The following is a 17,122-nucleotide window of genomic DNA, read 5'->3' as shown; positions in this document are numbered from 1 at the left end:
CGTACGGCCCGTGGGATGCGCCTCGGAGGCGCTTCCCACGGGCACTGGGTAGCATCGGAACATGGACCCGCTGCTGCTCGTCACCGAGTGGTGGTGGATCGCGCCCGTGGCCGCGGGCGGGGTCGCAGCGGGGACGATCACGATGCGGAGGCGCAGTATGAAGAGCGGCCGACGACTCGCCTACGACGCGGCACGGCACGAACTCCGGCAGGCACAGCAGCTCGCGGCGGAACGCCGCATGGCGGCGAAGCTCGCACGCGCCGACTACGCGCGCATCGTCGCAGAACGCAGCGCACGACGCGCGACGCCCGACCAGGTCGCAGGCGCGAAGCGGATGCTGCGCGACAAGGAGATGCTCGTCAAGGCGGCCGTCGCCGACGTCCGTTCCAAGCAGGTGCGGGTGAGTGCCGCGCGAGCGGCGATCCCCGCGGCATCCGCTCCTCGCCCGCTGGAGCGTCTGCAGGCCGAGCACGACGCGATCACGGCGCGGTGGATGCGGTACGAGACCGATGCCGCCCTGCAGATCGCCTACCCCGCGATGACCGACGTGAGGCAGCCGGCCACCGCGGCGTACCTGCGGGCCGCCGGGCTCGCGGTCGACGCGCGCTACGCGGCGGCCGCCAACGCCGCGCCGGCGGAGTTCGGGGTCTACCGTGACGCCGTGGCCGAGCTGGAGCGGGCCTTCGAGGCAGCAGAGCACGCCGCACGAGTGCAGGCCGGCGAAGCCCCGGCGACGTCCACGTGGCAGGACGCCGCGCAGGATATGCTCAGCCGCTCCGCCGAGGCGATCGACAAGGCCGCCGGGGCTGCGGCGTCGGCGCTCGCCGCGTGGACCGAGCGCAAGCGCCCGAAGAACGACTGACGCCGCCCGATCAGTCCCGCGCGCCCCGTCTACGGTCGCCGGCGCCGGCGCCGGACACGGTCATCCGGTCGGCTCCGAGAGATCGACGTCGTAGGTCCGGGCCGCGCCGTCGGGGGTCGTGACGGTCACGGACGCCGCGCCCGTGCGGCCGGGGAACACGCGGATGCGGAGCCCCTCGTGGTAGTCGTAGTCCGGCCGGTCGGTGCGGGCGCCCCAGGGGAGGGCCGCGCCCGGACGGACGTACAGCGGCAGGGAGTCGAAGCCGTGCGTCTCACGGCGCCATCCGCCGCCGGTGATGGTCTCGCCCGTGAGCAGCGAGGTCCATTCACCCTCGGGCAGGTAGAACTCGACCGATCCGTCGGCCGTGAACACCGGGGCGACGAGCAGATCGGAGCCCAGCATGTACTGCCGGTCGAGGTAGCCGGTCGCGGGATCCTCCGGGAACTCGAGCGCCATCGGTCGCATCAGAGGGACGCCGGTGCGCGCGGCCTCGAGACCCTGCTGGTACAGGTACGGCATCAGCTGCATCTTCAGGTGCGTGAACCGCCGTGTGACGTCGACCGCCTCCTCGTCGAACGCCCACGGCACGCGATACGAGCTCGAGCCGTGGAAGCGCGAGTGCGAGCCCAGCAGGCCGAACGCGGTCCACCGCTTGAACACTCCGGCGTCGGGGGTGCCCTCGAAACCGCCGATGTCGTGGCTCCAGAACGCGAAGCCGCTGAGCGCGAGCGAGAGCCCGCCGCGCAGGGTCTCGGCCATCGACGCGTAGGTCGAGGTCGAGTCGCCGCCCCAGTGCACCGGCATGCTCTGCCCCCCGGCTGTGGCCGACCGCGCGAACAGCACGGCGTCGCCGGTGCCCCGCGCCGCGGTCAGCACGTCGTGCACGGCTCGGTTGTAGAGGTCGGTGTACAGGTTGTGCATGCGCGCCGGGTCGGAGCCGTCGGCCCACACCACCTCGGTGGGGATGCGTTCGCCGAAGTCGGTCTTGAAGCAGTCGACGCCCTGCGCGACGAGCCGACGCAGGTGCGCCTGGTACCAGGCGGTCGCGTCAGGGTTCGTGAAGTCGACCAGGCCCATGCCGGCCTGCCACAGGTCCCACTGCCACACGGAGCCGTCGGCTCGACGCACGAGGAAGCCCTGGTCCGCGGCCTCGCGGAACAGCGGGGAGCGCTGGCCGATGTAGGGGTTGATCCACACGCACACGCGGAGATCCTTGTCGTGCAGGCGCGACAGCATCCCCTCGGGGTCGGGGAAGGTGCGCGGATCCCACTCGAAGTCGCACCAGTTGAACTCGCGCATCCAGAAGCAGTCGAAGTGGAACACCGACACCGGCAGTTCCCTGGCCGCCATCTCGTCGATGAAGGAGTTCACGGTCTGCTCGTCGTAGTCGGTCGTGAAGCTCGTCGACAGCCACAGGCCGTACGACCACGCGGGAACGACCGGCGGACGCCCGGTCAGCGCCGTGTACCGCGACAGGACCTCCTTGGGTGTGGGGCCCGCGATCACGAAGTACTCGAGCGCCTCGCCCGTCACGGAGAACTGCACGCGCTCGACCGCCTCCGAACCGATCTCGTAGGAGACGTGGCCCGGGTCGTTCACGAGCACGCCGTAGCCGCGGTTCGAGAGGTGGAAGGGGATGCTCTTGTACGCCTGTTCGCTCGAGGTGCCGCCGTCCGCGTTCCAGATGTCGACGGACTGCCCGTTCTTGACCAGGGGGCCGAAGCGCTCGCCGAGGCCGTAGACGAGTTCGCCCACGCCGAGGTCGAGCTGCTCGTGCACGAAGGTCGTCGCGCTCGTCGGCGAGCCGCCCTGGCGTGCGTTGTCGACGATGCCGGCGTCGACCTGCGCGTCGGGCGCGAGGCGCACGTACCCCTGCGCCTTGTGCCCGCTGCCGGTCACGCGGCGTCCGTCGATCTCGAACGACAGGTCCCAGGGCGCTCCCGGCGCGATGCGCGCGACGAGCGCACCGGCATCCAGCGATCCGCCGGCGTCGCTGAGCGACACCCGGGCCGAGCCCGCCCCCGCCCCGGGGAGCGAGAACCCGCCGTGCCAGCGGGCGCCCTCGTGGTGGGCGATGCGGACTCGGATCACGCCCTCAGCGGGCGAGGAGAGGGTCGTGGTCAGCACGGGGCGGTTGAGCGTGTCTCCGCGCTTGGAGATCACCATGGTCGGCGCGGTGACGACGATGCCCGGTCCGTCGGCGGTGGAGGTCTCGGCGATGTCGTAGGCCTCCTGCGCATACAGCGCGGTGACGCCAGGACGCAGTTGCCAGAACCCGTCGGTGAACTTCATTACTTGACTGCTCCTGCCGTGATGCCGCGTGTCAGCGTGCGCTGGAAGATGAGGAAGAAGATGAGCGTGGGGATGATGCCCAGCAGCGCGGACGCGCTCGTGGTGGTGACGTCCATCAGACGGTCGCCCTGCAGCACGCTGATCGCGACGGGGACCGTCTGGTTGGCGTTGGAGGCGAGGAACGTGAGCGGGATGAGGAACTCGTTCCACGTCCAGATGAAGAAGAAGATGAGCAGCACCGACAGCGTCGGACGGCTGATCGGGAAGACCACTCGCCACAGGATCTGCCAGCGGCTCGCGCCGTCGAGCGAGGCGGCCTCGAGCACCTCCTTGGGGAAGGTGCCGTACACCGACGACAGCAGGTAGGTGCCGAATGCCGCCTGGATCACCGTGAACACGATGATGACCGACCACACGTTGTCGTACAGACCGACCGATTTGAACATGTAGTACAGCGGGTAGAGCAGGGCCTCCTGGGGCAGGAGGTTCGCGAGCAGGAAGAGCAGCACGATCCACGAGCGGCCCCGCACGCGGCCGATGCCGATCGCGAAGGCGTTGAGCATCGAGATCACGACCGCGAGCACGGCGACGACGCCCGAGATGAAGATCGAGTTCCAGACCTTCTCGGGGAAGTTCACGCGCTCCCAGAATTTGACGATCCCGCCGAAGTCGAGGGTCTCGGGAAAGGCGAGGGGCCCGGAGGTCGCGTAGTCGACGGGCGACTTGAACGAGTTCACGAGCACGAGGTAGAACGGGGCGATCACGAGGATCGCGCCGATCACGACGAGCGCGAGCAGGAGCCAGTCGACGGGGCGCTTCTTGGTCATGCCGCCGCGGGTGCGGGTCTTCGCGGGCTTGCCGGTGACGATGGCAGTGGTGGCGTGCATCACAGACCCGCCCTTTCCTTGCGCTCGAGCGAGTTCTGGACCCGGATGAAGAGGATCGACACGATGACCACGACGATCGTGAGGACCGTGGCGATCGTGGCGCCGTACCCGACGTTCCGCTTCGTGAAGAACTCCTGGTACGCGTAGTACGCGGGGACGAGCGTGGAGCCGGCCGGCCCGCCGCGCGTGATGATGTAGACCGGTCCGAAGACCTTGAGGGCGGCGATCGTGCAGGTGAGCGTGACGACGAAGATCTCGGGACGGATGATGCTCATCGTGATCGCGGAGAACCGCTGGAACCAGTTGGCGCCGTCGAGCTCCGCGGCCTCGTAGAGCTCCGGGTCGACGCGCTGGAGGGCGGCCATGAAGACCACGACGGGATAGCCAAGCTGCACCCAGACCATCACGACCATGAGCACGATCAGCGCGGAGGGCATCTGCCCGAGCCAGTCGTAGGCCGGGATGCCGAAGGCGCCGAGGATCTGGTTGAGCGCGCCGTCGCCGCCGGGGCGCACGATCCATCCGATCACGATGCCGGCGACCGCGATCGGGAGGATCTGCGGCAGGTAGTAGGTGGCCCGCAGGAAGCTGCCGACCTTGCCGCCGAACTTGCGTCCGACCACGTCGAACAGCAGGGCGGCGACGATGAGGCCGACGATCGTCGGGACGACCACCATGGCGATGATCATCCACACCGAGTTCGTGAACGAGGTCCAGAAGTCGCTGTCGGTGAGGATCTTCTGCCAGTTCTCGAGACCGATGAACTCCGGGGCGCGCACGCCCTTCCACTTCGTGAAGGTCAGGTACACGTTCCAGATCAGCGGGACGATGACGACGACGAGCAGAAGCGCGAAGCCGGGCAGCAGGTACATCCAATAGGCGCCGGTGCCTCCTCGACGCTGAGGGATCGACGGCTCTTCCGGCGGGAGTGTGGTGCGGCCCGATCTCGTGCGGGTTTCGCGCGTGGCGAGTGACATGTTCTTCTCCAGGAGGATGCGGGGGCGGCGCGGACGCCGCCCCCGCGGGTGGATCAACGGAATTCCGCCGTGCCCTCGTCGTACTGCTCGCCGAGGTTCTCGTCGGTGGTCTTCGCATCCTGGGCGCCGGTGATGAGGCCCTGCAGCTCCTGCACGATCACGTCGTAGAAGCCGGGTGCGGGCCAGTCCGGGTAGAACGAGAGTCCGTCGGCGTCGAGCACGCCGTTGAACGTCTCGATGAGCGCGGCGCTCTTCTCGTCCGTGATGTCGGCGGTGTCTGCGGCGACGGGCAGTCCGCCGTTGTTGCCGATGATCGCCTGGATCTCGGGGCGCATCGTGATGTCGATGAACTGGTAGGCAAGCTCCTTGTTCGCCGCATTCTCGGGCACGACCCACAGGTTGCCGGAGGAGCCGAGCGACAGGTCGGCGCCCGGGAAGGCGTTCATGGTCCAGTCGAAGCCGGTCGCCTCGGCGACGAAGCGGCCGAACCACCACGAGCCCGAGACGAAGATCGGCGAGGTGCCGTTGATGAACGAGACGCCCGCGTCCTCGGCCTTGACGGAGGAGACGTCGGAGGCGATGTAGCCCTTGTCGACGTACTCCTTGAGCGTCTCGGTCGCGGAGCTGATCTCCGGTCCCTGCCAGTCGACCTCGCCGTCGTACAGCTGGTAGGCGTCGACGAAGCTGCGGTCGCCCTCCAGCAGCGCGAGCTGGTACCAGAGCTGGCCCAGCGGGTACTCGGCACCCGCCTCGGCGAGCGGGGTGACGCCCTGCGCGACGAACGCGTCGAGCACGTCCACGAACTCCTCGTAGGTGGTCGGGATCTCGAGACCGGCCGCGGCGAACGCATCCTGGTTGTAGTACACGCCGACGAACTCGCCGTAGTTCGGGATGCCGAACCACGTGTCCCCGCCCATCACACCGTCTTCGGAGTACTTGGCGGTGGTCTGCAGCGAGGGTGCGAGCTTCTCGTCCCACCCGTACTCGTCGACCGCGTCGGAGATGTCGGCGATCAGGCCGGTCGAGGCGAGGAAGCCTGCGGTCGCGTTGCCCTTGTTGAACTCCATGAGGTCGGGAGCGGCGTCCGTGTCGAGCACCTGGCTCGCGGTCTTCTGGATCTGCTCGAACGACTTCTCCTCGAACTCGACGGTCGCACCCGTCTCCTCCTCGAAGATCTCGATGGCCTCGGCCCACGCCTTGCCCATCGCGCTGTCGGCGCCCTCGTAGTGCCAGAGCTTCAGCGTCTGGCCGTCGCCGCCCTCGCCTCCGGAGCCGGCGGTGCAGCCGCTGAGGGCGATGCCTGCCGCCGTCAGCGTGGCCAGTGCGGCCAACGTCTTCGTTCTGCGGATGTTGCGTGCCATCGTCGGCACTCCTTTCTCGGTGGCCCTCGGGCCGGGACACTTCTCTGGGTCGTGTTCAGTTGTGGTCATCGGCGCCTTCGTCGAAGCGTTTCGACAAAGGCGACGAGAGAGCGCGGTCGTCGCTCGGTCATTCCCGAGCGGGGACGAGGGAGCCGGCGACGCGGTACTCCGGGGGAATCAGATGGATACGGGGAGCGGGGCGAGGTGACTCGAGCTGCGCGACCGCGAGGTCGACCGCCAGTTCGCACGATCGCTGCGGCACGAGCGGGATCGTGTCGATCGGCGAGGGCAGCGTCGTCGTGTCGAACGAGGCCGCGGCGGAGACGACCGAGACGTCGACGCCGATGCGCAGCCCTCGGGAGTCGAGCGTCTCGAGCAGTGCCTCGTGCACATCGCCCACCGCGTGCACGATGAATGCGCGGTCCCCTCGGTCGAGCGCTGCGTCGACCGCCGCACGTACCGCGCCGACGTCGGTCGTGGTCGCGCCGGTGGTGACGGTCGTGAGCGTCAGGCCGCGGACCTTGCTCCGCTCAGCGACGCCCTGCAGCAGTCGCCGCGGGAAGTTCGACTTGGCGTACGAGACCTCGGTCTGGCCGAGGAGCGCGACGGACGTGTGCCCGGCATCCGCGATCCGGTCCACGGCGAGCCCGCCGGCGGCCTCGAAGTCGAGGTCCACGCAGGTGAGGCCCTGGGGGTCGTTCGGGATCCCGATGAACACTGTGGGCGTGCGCACGGAGCGGGCGATGTCGGCGCGCTCGTCGTCGGGAGCCACATCGAGCACGAGGATCGCGTCGGCGAGCCTGCTGGCGGCGACGCGGTTCATGCCGTCCGAGGTCTGCTCGTCGGTGAGGAGCAGGATGTCGTAGCCGCGGCGCCGGGCGGCGACGGCCGTCGCGAGCACGAAGGCCATGTGGGTGGGGGCGTGCGTGTCGGCGCGCAGCGGCTCGGTGAGCGCGAAGATGTGCGTGCGTCGTCCCGCCAGCATCCGTGCTCCGGCGTCTGGCTCGTAGCCGAGTGTCCGCGCGGCGTCCTCGATGCGCAGTCGGGTCTTCTCGGACACCGGGCGCTTGCCGCTCAGCGCGTAGGAGACGGTGCTGATCGACACGCCGGCGGCGCTGGCCACCTCATGGATCGTCGTCATCGGGACTCCGTCGTCACTCGTTCGGGGAAATCGTCGAAGCGCTTCGCCAGCGCCTCGAAAGCGATGATAGGCAGGTTCGGGGTCCGGGCGCAAGACTTTTGTGGTGTCCCGCAACAAATTCGTGACCCCCGCGCCTGAGAGCGCTCCCGCAGTCGTCGCGGAAAGGGCGACGAGACCTCGATGGGGGAGGGGATTCGAGGCCCCGCCGCCGGTCTCAGGACGTGACGCGGATCTCGGCGATGACCTCGGAGTACTCGGTCTCGCCGACCGGCGTGAAGCCGACGCGGAGGAAGAAGGCCTCGGGGCCGTCCTCACCCGCCTCGTAGATGACGTTGACGTGGTCGACACCGCGGGCGCGGGCCTCCTCGAGAAGGCTCTCGACCGCGAAGCGGCCGACGCCCTTGCCTTGACCCTCGGCATCGACGTTGACACGCCACAGCACCGAGCGGAAGTGCTCCTCGGGTGCCTCGGAGTCGAAGTTGGCGCTCACGAAGCCGACGACCTGATCGCCGTCGAGCACGACGCGCTGCCACGAGGTCTGGGGGTTGATCACGGTCGCGGCGATGCCGTAGGACACCGGAGCGAGGAACTGCTCCTGCCCGGGCTTGAGCGACAGGTTGTTCACGGCGACGATCGTCGCAGCGGAGAGTTCGACCATGCGCAGTTCGGACATGATCACAGGCTAACCCCTCGGGGCGCTCCGCACCCAGGATCAGGACGATTTCTCAGGCCGACGAGACCCTCAGGTATCTTGGTATCGAGACAATTCTGCCCTCGTGAACGGAGAACCTCCCGGTGACCGACGACGCCATCATCTACACCTACACCGACGAGGCCCCGGCTCTCGCTACGGCTTCCTTCCTCCCGATCATCCAGGCCTTCACCGGTCAGGCGGGTATCGAGGTCGAGACCCGTGACATCTCGCTCGCCGGACGCATCCTCGCGGCGTTCCCGCAGAAGCTCGCCCCGGAGCAGCAGGTGGGCGACGCGCTCGCCGAGCTCGGCGGACTCGCCACGCTGCCCGAGGCCAACATCATCAAGCTGCCGAACATCTCGGCATCCATCCCGCAGCTCAAGGGCGCGATCGCCGAGCTGCAGGCGCAGGGCTACGACATCCCGGACTTCCCGGACGAGCCCTCGTCGCTCGAGGAGAAGGACGTCCGCGCGCGCTACGACCGCATCAAGGGCTCGGCCGTGAACCCCGTGCTGCGCGAGGGCAACAGCGACCGCCGCGCCCCGCTCGCGGTGAAGAACTACGCCAAGAAGCACCCGCACCGCAACAAGCCCTTCGCCGAGGGGTCGAAGACCCGCGTCGCGACTCTCGGTCACGACGACTTCAAGCACAACGAGCGCTCCTGGGTCGCCGCCCACGACGACGTCCTGAGCTTCCGCCACACGGCGGCCGACGGCACCGTCACCGTCCTGAAGGAGGGCCTCAAGGTCCTGCCGCGCGAGATCATCGACGCGACCTTCCTGTCGGCCGCGCACCTCGATGCGTTCCTCGCCGAGACGCTCGCGAGCGCCAAGGCCGACGACGTGCTGTACTCCGTGCACCTCAAGGCGACGATGATGAAGGTCAGCGACCCGATCATCTTCGGGCACGTCGTGAAGGCGTTCTTCCGCGACGTGTTCGCACAGTACGGCGACCAGCTCGCCGCGGCCGGGCTCAACGCGAACGACGGTCTCGGATCGATCCTCGCGGGGCTGGAGGGCATCGCGGGCGGCGACGAGATCGCGGCCGCGTTCGCCAAGGCCATCGCGGAGGGACCGCGCCTCTCGTACGTGAACTCCGACAAGGGCATCACCAACCTGCACGTCCCGAGCGACGTGATCGTGGACGCCTCGATGCCGGCGCTCGTCCGCAACGGCGGCAAGCTCTGGGGCAAGGACGGCGGCGAGGCCGACACGCTCGCCGTGATCCCGGACTCCTCGTACGCGAGCGTCTACCAGGCCGTGATCGACGACGTCATCGCGAACGGACCACTGGACCCCGCGACGATCGGCACGGTCCCCAACGTGGGTCTCATGGCGCAGGCCGCCGAAGAGTACGGCAGCCACGACAAGACCTTCGAGATCGCGGCGGCCGGCACCGTGCAGGTCCTCGACAGCGAGGGCACGGTGCTCATCGAGCACCAGGTCGGCGCCGGTGACATCTGGCGTGCGACGCAGACCAAGCACATCCCGGTCATGGACTGGGTCAAGCTCGCTGTCACTCGCGCCCGCGCGACCGGTGTGCCCGCCGTGTTCTGGCTCGACGCCAACCGCTCGCACGACGCGCAGATCATCGCCAAGGTGCATCAGGGTCTCGCGACGCTCGACACCACGGGTCTGACGATCACGATCCTCGCGCCCGAGGAAGCCACGCGCTACACGCTCGCGCGGATGCGTCACGGCCTCGACACCATCTCGGTCACGGGCAACGTGCTGCGCGACTACCTCACCGACCTGTTCCCGATCCTCGAGGTCGGCACGAGCGCCAAGATGCTGTCTATCGTGCCGCTCCTCGCCGGCGGTGGCCTGTTCGAGACCGGTGCCGGTGGGTCCGCTCCGAAGCACGTCCAGCAGCTCGTCGAGCAGAACTACCTGCGCTGGGACTCCCTGGGCGAGTTCTTCGCGCTGGCCGCCTCGCTCGAGCACTTCGCCGACCGCACGGGCAACGAGAAGGCGCGCGTGCTCGCCGAGACGCTGGATGCCGCCACGGGCACCTTCCTCGAGGAGGACCGCTCGCCGGGCCGCGCGCTGGGCACCATCGACAACCGGGGCAGCCACTTCTACCTGGGCCTGTACTGGGCGCAGGAGCTCGCGGAGCAGACGAAGGATGCCGAGCTCGCGGCCGCTTTCGCGCCCGTCGCGGCGACTCTCGCCGAGAACGAGGAGAAGATCGTCTCCGAGCTGAACGCGGTGCAGGGCGCCTCGGTCGAGATCGGCGGCTACTACCGTCCGGACGACGCGCTGGTCGCCGCGGTCATGCGCCCTTCCGCGACGCTGAACGGGATCGTCGACGCCCTGAGCTGAGGCACGGGGGATGCACGAAGGGCCGGATGCGAACGCATCCGGCCCTTCGTCGTGTTCGCGGTGCCCGAGGGCGGCGCGGAGATCGACTCAGTTGTGCACCGAGACCTCGAGGCCCACGGGCGCCCACTCGTACACGAACTTCGCGACGTCGATGGGCATGTTGACGCAGCCGTGGCTCATCCGGTTGCCGAAGTTGCTGTGCCAGTACGTGCCGTGGAAGGCCTCGTCGCCGTTGAAGTACGTCACCCAGGGGACGTTCGGCGTTTCGGTGATCGACCCGTCGGGCTCGCGGCTCTTCATGGTCTGCATCCGCACGTGCGCGTAGACCTTGAAGTTGCCGGTGTCGGTGGGCGTCGCGGCCTTGCCGGAGGAGATCTTCCAGGAGCGCACGACGGCGCCGTTCTCGAGCAGGGTCGCGGTCTGCGAACTGAGGTTCACGTCGATCGTGCGGAGCACGTTGACGGACTGGAACGGCGTCTCCGTCACGCTGATCGGGAACACGGCCTCGCCCGCCTCGAGCTTCTCGACCACGTCGGAGGCGAGGTTCGAGGTGTCGCCGATCGCTCGTCCGTTGACGCCCTCCGACTCGGTGCGCAGCACCTTGCCGGCGGAGTCGACGATCGTGTTCGCGTTGATGGGCGCGATGTCCACGGCGGCGGGCAGTGCGTCGACCGTCGCCTGGATCGCCGTCTGGTCGGCGTCGATGCGCAGGGTGCCGTCGTCGTCGACGACCGTGAACCACGTGGAGGCGGTGGCGGCGTCGATCGGAACCGTACGCTCCTCGCCGATGTAGAAACCGATGGTGCCCATCATCGTGTTGAGCTCGGTGGCGAAGGCCGTGGCGTCGTCGTCGCTCACAGCCGCAGTGGCCTCGGCCGGACCGCCCGGGAACTCGAGGCGCTTGCCGCCGTCGGCGATGGTCTCGGTGAAGGCCGTGGAGAGGGCGTCGAGGTCGACGCCCGTTCCCGTCACGGACGGCGTGATGACGAACGCGCCGGTCGCTGCATCGAAGACGACGCCGGCGTCCACCGGGTCGTCGAAGCTGGTCGGCACGGCGTCGCGGAGCGCGGAGTCAGCGGTGGCGGTGTCGAAGGTGATGTCACCGGCGACGGGCTCGCCCATCCACGAACCGAGGTTCCACATCGGGTGCGTGGCGAACGCCTCGTCCGCGAGTGCCGTGGCATCGACCGACGCGCCGAGCTCCGAGCCGGAGAGGACGATGTCGTCGCCGACCCCGGTCAGGACGACCTCGGTCTCGGCCACGTGCGCGCTGATCGCGTCGGCAGCGGCTCCGGGAGTGAGCCACCCGACCGGGATGCCCGCCACCGTGGTGCCGGGGGCGATCAGGATCATGGATGCGGCGCCGGCGCCGATCGCGACGACACCCGCGCCGAGCCCGATCCAGAGCGCGAGACGCTTCTTCTTGGGCGCCGGTTCGATGGGGGCCCAGGCGAGCGGCTGGTCGCCGCCGGAGTCCTTGCCGTCGAGTGCGGTGTCCGCCTCGGTCAGCTTCTCGGTCTTCGCATCCTGCGCTGAGATCAGATCGGTCACGAACTTCACCCCCCGGTTCTCACGTGGCCTTATCACATCCCATGGTACGTGATGGCAGGTAACAGGGAGGCAACGGTCAGGAAGAGCCGATAGCGGCCGTCTCGGGCCGTCGCTCAGTCGACGATGGCGATGCCGTCGATCTCGACGAGCATCTCCTCGCGCGGCAGCCCGGTGAACACGGTGGTGCGGGAGGGGAGGACGCCGCTCGTCGTGTGCGCGGTCACGAAGGCGCCGTAGGCGTCGTTCATGACCGCGAAGTCCTCGCGCTTGGTGAGGTAGACGCGCAGCATCACGACGTCGTCGAAGGTCGCGCCGGATGCCTCGACGATCGCCTTGACGTTCTCGAGCGTGCGCGTGGTCTGCGCCGCGACGTCGCCGGGGAACAGGTACTCGTTCGTCACCGGGTCGACCGGGCCCTGGCCCGAGACCTGCACGAACGGGCCCTTGCGCACACCCTGGGAGAAGGTGTGGGCGGGAGCGGGGGCGGCGTCGGTGGAGATGCGGGTCTTCGAAGTCATGCATTCAGCCTAGTAGCCTTGTTAGATGCCTCTACAAATTCCGGATCCCGCACTCGGCTCGTGGACGAAGGGGTTTCCGGCGCACGCGGCGGGGCTCGTGCTCTCGGAGGTCGGCGGCGCAGGACTGCGTCTCTCCGATCTCGTCACCCCGGTGCTGACCGTGCACGAGGCAGCGCTCGCCCACAACGAGGCGACCGTGTTCGGCTGGGCCCGGGATCAGGGCGTGCTGCTCGCGCCGCACGGCAAGACGACCATGGCGCCCGCCCTGTGGCAGCGCCTCCTCGACGCGGGCGCCTGGGGCATCTCGGTCGCGACGCCGTGGCAGGCGGAGGTCGCGGTGCACGCCGGCGTCTCGACCGTGCTGATCGCGAACGCGGTGACCGATCGAGCGGCGGCCTCGCACCTCGGCGACCTGCTCGCCGCCGACGACGGGCTGCGCATCCTCTGCTGGGCGGATTCGGTGGACACCGTCGAGATCCTCGCCGCAGCGCTCACCGACGCACCACGGCCCCTCGACGTGCTGGTCGAGCTCGGCGGCGCCGGCGGTCGCACGGGAGCGCGCACGATCGACCAGGGGGAGCGGATCGCCGCGGCGATCACGGCAGCACCGGGTCTGCGTCTCGCCGGAGTGGCCGGCTACGAGGGGCCGTTCGGCCCGGACCGCAGCGATGCTTCGGTCGCTGCCGTCGACGCCTACCTCGAGACGCTCGTCGCGCTGCACGCGCGTCTCGCCTACCCCGAAGGGCTCCGGCCCGTGCTGAGCGCCGGCGGGAGCTCGTTCCCCGACCGCGCGGCCGCCGTTCTCGCACCGCACGGCGGAGACGCAAACGTCGTGCTCCGCTCCGGTGCGTTCCAGATCCACGACGACGGCTTCTACACGCGCATGTCGCCCTTCGGGCCTCTGACCGGAACGGAGCCGTTGCGCTCGGCGATGCACGCCTGGAGCCGCGTGGTGTCGCAGCCGGAGCCGAGCCTCGCACTGCTCGACGCCGGCCGTCGCGACGTGCCGTTCGACATCGATCTCCCGACGCCGCAGTCGGTGGCCGGGACGATCACCGCCCTCAACGACCAGCACGCGTTCCTCCGTCTCGATCCCGCGGCCTCCGTCGCGCCGGGAGACGTCGTGCGCCTCGGGCTCTCCCACCCCTGCACCGCGTTCGACAAGTGGCGCGTGGTGGCGATCATCGATGACCCGGATGCCGCCGACCCGCGCGTGATCGGGGCGGTGGCGACGTGCTTCTGAGCACCGAGAAGCCCGTGCGGGTCTACCGTGACGCCACGGTCGTCGACGGCACGGGCGACGCGCGCTTCACCGCCGACGTGTTCCTCGAGGGCGCGCGCGTCGTCGCCGTCGTCCGCCCCGGTGAGACCGCGCCCGAACTCCCCGAGACCGCGGTCGAGATCGACGCGAACGGCCTGGTGCTCGCCCCCGGCTTCATCGACATGCACGCGCACAGCGAGCTCGCGGTGCTCGGCGGCGCCGCGCACACGGCCAAGATCCGCCAGGGTGTCACGACCGAGGTCGTGGGTCAGGACGGGCTCGGCTACGCCCCGCTCGACGACCGCGCCGCGGCCGTGATCCCGGCCCAGATCGCGGGATGGAACGGACCTGCGGCATCCGTCCCGTGGCGGAGCATGGACGATCTCCTGCGCGCATTCGACGAGTCCGCCGTCGCGAACACCGCCGTCCTGGTGCCGCAGGGCAACCTCCGCATGATCGTCGTCGGTCACGAGAACCGCCGCGCGACGGCCGACGAGATCGACGCGATGTGCGCTCTGCTCGGCGAAGCCCTCGACGAGGGGGCCTTCGGCATGTCGAGCGGCCTCACGTACACGCCGGGCATGTACGCCGACACCGCGGAGCTCGAGGCGCTGTGCCGTGTCGTGGCGGAGCGGGGCGGCTACTGGTCGCCGCACACGCGGAGCTACGGCGGCGCAGCGCTCGAGGCCTATCGCGAGGCGCTCGACATCGGCCGTCGCACCGGCTGCCCGATCCACCTCACGCACGCGACCATGAACTTCGCTCCGAACCGCGGACGCGCGGCCGAGCTCCTCGCGCTCGTCGACGAGGCGCTCGCCGACGGTGTCGAGGTCACGCTCGACACCTACCCGTACCTGCCGGGCGCCACGACCCTCGCCGCCCTGCTGCCGAGTCGTCTCGCCGAGACCGGCGATCTGCTCGGCACGATAGCGGCGCTGGACGGTGACGGGCGCGAGGCCGTGCGGGTCGAACTCGAGGAGATCGGGTGCGACGGCTTCCACGGCGAGCGCGCCGAGTGGTCGGCCATCCAGATCGCGGGAACCGGAGATCCGGCTCTCGGCGATCTCGTGGGGCGGACGGTCGCCGAGATCGCCGAGGACTCCGGGCAGCGCGCGGTCGACGTCGTCCTTGACACGATCCTGCAGGATGCCGGGGCGACCGGCATCCTGATGCACATCGGCGACGAGGGCAACGTCCGGGAGATCATGCGTCACCCGAGCCACAGCGGGGGAAGCGACGGCATCCTCATCGGGGCCCGCCCGCACCCGCGCGGTCGCGGGACGTTCCCCCGCTATCTCGGACATTATGTGCGCGAGCTCGGCGTGCTGACCCTCGAAGAGGCCGTGCGGCATCTGTCGGGGACGCCCGCCGCGAGGCTCGGACTCGATCGCGGAGACGCACCGCGCGGTGTGATCCGCGAGGGCGCGACCGCCGATCTGGTGCTCTTCGATCCGGAGACCGTCGCCGCCGGTGCGACGTTCGAGGAACCGCATGAGGCGCCGGTGGGGATCGTCGAGGTGCTGGTCGGAGGCACGCCTGTGGTCGTGGCCGGCGAGGCCACCGGGGAGACTCCCGGTCGAGCGCTGCGCATGGCTCCGGCCGCGCACCGTGCGACGGTTCCGCTCGCGCAGTCCGAGATCGACCCCGCCGCGGAGCCGTTCCTCTGGACCGCGACCACGCCCGTCGACGCCCCCGACGCGCTCGTCGCGAGCGCGCGCCGGCTCGGCGCACCGCACGCGGAGACCGCCGGCCCCGCGATCACGCTCCGCGTCGACGCGTCCCTCGCCGACGCGGACTTCGCCGCCGGCCGGATCGCGGCGGAGGCGTTCCGCATCGCCGTGACGTCCGAGGGCATCGCGGTCGACGGAGCCTCGCCGGCCGGGGTCTTCCGCGGCGTGACCGTCCTGCGACAGCTGCGGGAGCCGGGGGCGCAGCGCTCCCGCATCCCCGCCGGGTTCTGGACCGGCGCGCCCGCCTATGCCTGGCGCGGCACCATGCTCGATGTCGCGCGCCACTTCCGTCCCGTGGAGGATCTGCGGCGGCTGGTCGACCTGCTCGCGGACCACCACCTGAACGTCCTGCACCTGCACCTCACCGACGACCAGGGCTGGCGCTTCGAGGTGCCCGGCTACCCGCGACTCGTCGAGATCGGTGCACGGCGGGAGTCGACGCAGCGCGGTCACGGCCCGCTCGCGACGGTCGAGTCCGGGGTCCACGAGGGGCACTACACGCAGACCGAGCTGCGCGACCTCGTCGCGTACGCCGCGGAGCGCTTCGTCACGGTCGTGCCCGAGGTCGAGCTGCCGGGGCACATCCAGGCGGGCCTCGCCGCGTACCCCGAGCTCGGCAACGTCGACGTCGGCGACCCCGTGACCGCTCCGTGGGAGAGGTTCGGCGTCAACCCGCGCACGCTTGCCCCGACCGAGGCGTCGCTGGCGTTCGGCCGCGCGGCGATCGACGCGCTGTGCGATGTGTTCGACTCGCCGTGGATCGGGATCGGCGGCGACGAGGTGCCGGTCACGGAGTGGGCGCAGAGCGCGGCGGCGGGGGAGCGGATGCGCGAGCTCGGTCTCGCGTCGCCGCACGACGTGCAGCCGTGGTTCACGGCGCACTTCGTGGAGCACGTCCGATCGCGCGGTCGCACGGCGCTCGCCTGGGACGAGGTCCTCGAGGGCGACGTCCCCGACGGGGTGGAGATCCTCGCCTGGCGCGGTCCGGTGGCGATGCGGGAGGCGCTGCGGCGCGGCATCCCGGTGATCGCGTGTCCCGACCTCGAGATGTACCTCGACTACCCGCAGTCGGAGTCGGCCGAGGAACCGATCCGGGTGGGCCCGCCGCTGCCGATCGAGCACGTGTACACCCTGCGCGTCGAGGACGGAGCCCGCGGGGCCCAGGCGAACGTGTGGACCGAGCATCTGCCGACCCGCGACAGGGTGGACTTCGCGATGTTCCCGCGTCTGGCTGCGGTGGCGGAGCGGCTGTGGGAGGGAGGCGATCCCCGTCCGTTCGAGGACTTCGGACGCCGGCTGCCGACGCATCTCCGGCGCCTCGCCGACAGCGGTGTGCGGTATCGTCCTCTCGACGGTCCGACGCCGGCTCAGCGGCGTCCCGGAGTGCCGGGGAAGCCGCTCACGCGGGAGGCCCGGGAGCAGATCGTCGAGGGACTCGTCGCCCGCCTGGTGGAGAGGGCGGAGCGGCTCGACTGATCGTCGAAATCGTACTGTAACGTTTCGATAACCCTCCCGGCGACCGGCGGG

At 69.8% G+C, this 17,122-nt stretch carries 12 protein-coding genes; 4 read left to right on the top strand and 8 right to left on the bottom strand.

The annotated features are described in order from the left end of the window. The first annotated feature begins 61 nt into the window (after positions 1-61). Complete coding sequence (locus AKH00_RS05255) at positions 62-862, top strand: hypothetical protein (RefSeq protein WP_050721594.1); 801 nt, start codon at positions 62-64, stop codon at positions 860-862. A gap of 60 nt (positions 863-922) precedes the next feature. Here AKH00_RS05255 and yicI read toward each other — a convergent pair whose 3' ends face one another. The 6 genes from yicI to AKH00_RS05225 all read right to left on the bottom strand — a co-directional run bounded on the left by yicI (position 923) and on the right by AKH00_RS05225 (position 8,193). Next, on the bottom strand, positions 923-3,154 hold the full coding sequence (gene yicI / locus AKH00_RS05250; protein WP_050721593.1) for an alpha-xylosidase: 2,232 nt from the start codon (positions 3,152-3,154) through the stop codon (positions 923-925). Beyond that, positions 3,154-4,041 carry a carbohydrate ABC transporter permease gene (locus AKH00_RS05245; RefSeq protein ID WP_082297475.1) on the bottom strand — a complete coding sequence of 296 codons (888 nt, stop codon included), beginning with the start codon at positions 4,039-4,041 and terminating at the stop codon, positions 3,154-3,156. Before AKH00_RS05245 ends, yicI begins: the two co-directional genes overlap by 1 nt. Next, on the bottom strand, positions 4,041-5,018 hold the full coding sequence (locus AKH00_RS05240; protein WP_050721592.1) for a carbohydrate ABC transporter permease: 978 nt from the start codon (positions 5,016-5,018) through the stop codon (positions 4,041-4,043). Before AKH00_RS05240 ends, AKH00_RS05245 begins: the two co-directional genes overlap by 1 nt. A 53-nt stretch (positions 5,019-5,071) precedes the next feature. Beyond that, on the bottom strand, positions 5,072-6,379 hold the full coding sequence (locus AKH00_RS05235) for an ABC transporter substrate-binding protein (RefSeq protein WP_050721591.1): 1,308 nt from the start codon (positions 6,377-6,379) through the stop codon (positions 5,072-5,074). A gap of 127 nt (positions 6,380-6,506) precedes the next feature. Beyond that, positions 6,507-7,520, bottom strand: coding sequence for a LacI family DNA-binding transcriptional regulator (locus AKH00_RS05230; RefSeq protein WP_050721590.1), 1,014 nt, complete (start codon positions 7,518-7,520; stop codon positions 6,507-6,509). Positions 7,521-7,734: 214 nt separating this feature from the next. Beyond that, entirely contained in the window at positions 7,735-8,193 is a 459-nt protein-coding gene (locus AKH00_RS05225) for a GNAT family N-acetyltransferase (protein WP_050722065.1), read from the bottom strand. Positions 8,194-8,315: 122 nt separating this feature from the next. Between AKH00_RS05225 and AKH00_RS05220 the strand changes: the two genes are divergently transcribed. Continuing rightward, entirely contained in the window at positions 8,316-10,535 is a 2,220-nt protein-coding gene (locus AKH00_RS05220; RefSeq protein WP_050721589.1) for an NADP-dependent isocitrate dehydrogenase, read from the top strand. A gap of 87 nt (positions 10,536-10,622) precedes the next feature. On the opposite strand, the gene AKH00_RS05215 is transcribed toward AKH00_RS05220, so the two are convergent. Further along, complete coding sequence (locus tag AKH00_RS05215) at positions 10,623-12,095, bottom strand: L,D-transpeptidase family protein (RefSeq protein ID WP_050721588.1); 1,473 nt, start codon at positions 12,093-12,095, stop codon at positions 10,623-10,625. A 104-nt stretch (positions 12,096-12,199) separates the two neighbouring features. Beyond that, the gene (locus tag AKH00_RS05210) at positions 12,200-12,604 is read right to left on the bottom strand and encodes a RidA family protein (RefSeq protein WP_050721587.1); all 405 of its coding nucleotides are present in this window, start codon (positions 12,602-12,604) and stop codon (positions 12,200-12,202) included. Positions 12,605-12,629: 25 nt separating this feature from the next. Here AKH00_RS05210 and AKH00_RS05205 point away from each other — a divergent pair, with 25 nt between their 5' ends. After that, positions 12,630-13,847 (top strand): alanine racemase, encoded by a 1,218-nt coding sequence (locus AKH00_RS05205; RefSeq protein ID WP_082297408.1) that lies wholly within the window; start codon positions 12,630-12,632, stop codon positions 13,845-13,847. Next, positions 13,838-17,071: a family 20 glycosylhydrolase gene (locus AKH00_RS05200; protein WP_050721585.1), complete on the top strand. Its 3,234-nt coding sequence runs from the start codon at positions 13,838-13,840 to the stop codon at positions 17,069-17,071. Before AKH00_RS05205 ends, AKH00_RS05200 begins: the two co-directional genes overlap by 10 nt. Positions 17,072-17,122 lie beyond the last annotated feature (51 nt).

The sequence above is a fragment of the Microbacterium sp. GCS4 genome (assembly GCF_001262495.1).
GTDB lineage: Bacteria > Actinomycetota > Actinomycetes > Actinomycetales > Microbacteriaceae > Microbacterium.
The sequence above is the reverse complement of the archived record's forward strand: the minus strand, read 5'-3'. Positions and strand labels throughout refer to the sequence as shown.